Raw genomic sequence first — 2,882 nt, forward strand, 5'->3', positions numbered from 1 at the left:
GAGACTTTCCCTTTACTGTTTGAAACCGCAATCCACCACGCGCCAACGCTCGTGCGCGCACAAAGCGGCGCAACTCCGGGAAGCAGGTCAGAAAGGGTGCCTAGCCCCTAAGCATCGCGTAACCGCTGTAGCACTGTCAAGACAGCCGCCTCAGCGACCGAGCGGTCTTGCGCCGCCGTCAACCCTTTGCCCTGCCTTTCATCTCACGGTCTTACCCTGTTTCTAGCTCTTCCTTTTGAACTCTACATCCATCCACGTCTTCAGCGCCTCCATATTCTGCGGCCTGCCCAGAAAGTCCTTGACGAGCACTGCCGCAGGCTTGGTCGCGCCCGGTTCGAGCACCGTTCTCCGGTAGCGCATCGCCGTCGGCCCGTCGAGCAGGTTGTTCTTGTCGAACTGCGCAAAGAAGTCCACCGCAATCACCTTGTCCAGCACATAGGTGTAGTAGTTCGAGGCGTACCCGGTCAGGTGCGTAAAGCTCGCATACATCCGGTCGCCATCCACGAAGGTGTAATGCGAGAACCGCTCCATATCCTCACGCAAGAGCGTATCCAGGTTGACGTCCGCCGTCGGCATGTCATGCACCTGGAGCGAAAGGGTTGAGTAGGCAAGCTGCCCCTGCACCCAGCGCCCGCGCCCATAGGCACTCGCCCGGTTCATGCGCGCAATCAGGTCCGAAGGAATCGTCTCGCCCGTCTTATAGTGCTTCGCAAACGACTGCAACACCGCCGGGTCGCGGATGACCTCCTCAAGCATCTGCGACGGCGCCTCCACAAAGTCACCCTCGACGTTAAATGCGCCCTGCCCCGACCACCGTCCCTGCCCACCCAGAACGTAGTGCATCAGATGGCCGAACTCGTGGAAGAACGTCACCACCTCGCTGTACTCCATCAGGCCAGGATCGCCTGCCGTGCCGCCGGAAAAATTGCAGATCAGCGCGCCCTCAGGCAACTGCCTTCCACCAATCCCCGGCACCACGGGATAGGCGGAGAACCACTTGTCCTTGCCGTCTCTGGGGTGCATGTCCAAATAAATGCGGCCCAGTTTCTTGCCCTGGTCTCCCGTCGCCTCGTCGTACACGTCGAACGTCGCCACCGATGGGTCCCACACCTTCGCGTCTGTCGCGGCCTTGAACTCGACATGGAACAGTCGCGCCGCCGTCTTCAGTATCCCGGCCTGCACCTCGTCATACGGGAAATATGGCCTGACGCTCTCCGCGTCGAAGTCGTACTTCGCCCGCCGATACTGCTCCGACCAGTAGCCTCCATCCGAAGCCGAGATGTTTTCGAGCCCCGTCTGCTGCTTCTTCACAAACGCCAGCAGCTCCGCGTACTCGCGGTCGGCCACGGGCCGCGAAGCCTCGTCCACCTGCTTCAGAAACGCCTTCAAGTTCGAGGCCGAGCCGATCATCTGGTCCGCCGTCGCCAGGTCCGCGTAGGTCTTATAGCCGAGCGTCGCGGCCAGCTCCTCGCGCGCCGCCAGCAGGTCCTTCAGCACGGGCACGTTCTTCGGATATGCCCGATCGTGGTACGCCAGATACATCGCCTTCCGGAGCGTGGCGCTCTTGGCAAAGTTCATCACCGGCGTGCTGTCGGGCGAGTCCGTCGTCAGCGTGTAGGTGCCGTCCGCAGCAGGCTTGTGCCGCGCAATGTAGTCCGCCGGCAGACCGTCCAGCTCCGCCCGCGTAGCCTTCACCTCCAGCCTGCCGTCGGCCACGTTGCGCCCGAACACCAGCGAGTAGCCGGTAATCTTGTCTTGCAACGCACGAATCTTTGCCCTTGTCGCGTCATCCTTGTCCACACCTGCCAGCCGGTATTCGAGCAGCGTTCGCTCCAGATAGTGCTTCGTCGCCGGATTGCTCGCAGGAAGCGGCACTGCCGCCAGCGCGCGATACACCTTCTGGTTCAGGCTCAGGTCGGTCGCCACCGAGGAGACCTTCGCCACCATCGCCTGCCCCTTGTCGCGCAGCGGAGCCGTATCGCCCACCGCGTACATCAGATAAGCCTCCTGGCCCGCCAGCGCCAGTTCGTTCTGCGCATCGTCATACGGCGCGAGCGAATTTTGGACCGTGTGCTCGCCCGCAACCGCTGTCACCTTGTCGATGTCAGCCTGGGCCGCTGCCACTCGCGCATCCACCCACGCCTCCAATGCCGCCGGATCATTGCCGCCATACCATGCATGAGTCGGGTCCGCCTTCGCGCCCGCACTCTGTCCAAACGCTCCAAGAGAAATCCCTGCCATCGCCACTCCGCACACCATACCCTTCCAGCTCAACGCCATTGTGATCCTCGCTAACCTTCCTATGCTCAATCCAGAAATCTTCGAAATTTCCATCCCGTACCCTGAGCGAAGCCGAAGGGGAAGGAATCTATTTCCTTCAGCCCGTCACCGAACTCTCCAGGTGTCATCCTTCCGCGTAGCGGGAGGACCTGCTTCTCAACCTGCCGGACGCCCATCCTCAGGCAGTCCTATTGCGCAAACATGGGAACGCATGAACTTTCCGGTGAGAGCCGCATGAAATTGTATCTCGCAATCCACGCAGATGTAGAAACCCCATCCCGTACAGGGATGGGGTTCGGTCAAACAAACTTCTCTCCCGGATTAAGCCGAAAGCGAGTGCAGCGCCGCCGGAGCCTCAAGCGCGGCAGGCATCTTCGCTGAAGCACGCCGCATCACCTCTAGCTCGGCCGGAGCAAACACATCCGGGGGAAGGTCGCCGATAGCCACATAGCCCGGATTGTCGCCCAGCGCCATCGAGATCTGGTTCCAGCGCAGGAACGGCGAGGTCGTCGGCAGCATAATCATCCGCCGCTTCGGCTCCGGGAAGGCAAAGTATGCCGACCATGTGAGCAGCGTCACACATTCGGCAACGCCCATGATCA

At 61.3% G+C, this 2,882-nt stretch carries 1 protein-coding gene and 1 pseudogene; both read right to left on the reverse strand.

All coding sequences use genetic code 11. From position 1 onward, the window contains the following. Positions 1-222 precede the first annotated feature (222 nt). Positions 223-2,241: a M3 family metallopeptidase gene (locus tag VFU66_RS14255; protein ID WP_326446935.1), complete on the reverse strand. Its 2,019-nt coding sequence runs from the start codon at positions 2,239-2,241 to the stop codon at positions 223-225. Between the two features lie 360 nt (positions 2,242-2,601). After that, a pseudogene (locus VFU66_RS14260) lies at positions 2,602-2,882 on the reverse strand (hypothetical protein); the annotation flags it as partial.

The organism is Edaphobacter sp., assembly GCF_035763405.1.
In the GTDB taxonomy this organism is placed as follows: Bacteria; Acidobacteriota; Terriglobia; order Terriglobales; family Acidobacteriaceae; genus Edaphobacter.

Coding starts and splice junctions, on each gene's coding strand:
- VFU66_RS14255 (WP_326446935.1), bottom strand. CDS start 2,241: ATGGCAGGGATTTCTCTTGGAGCGTTTGGACAGAGTGCGGGCGCGAAG.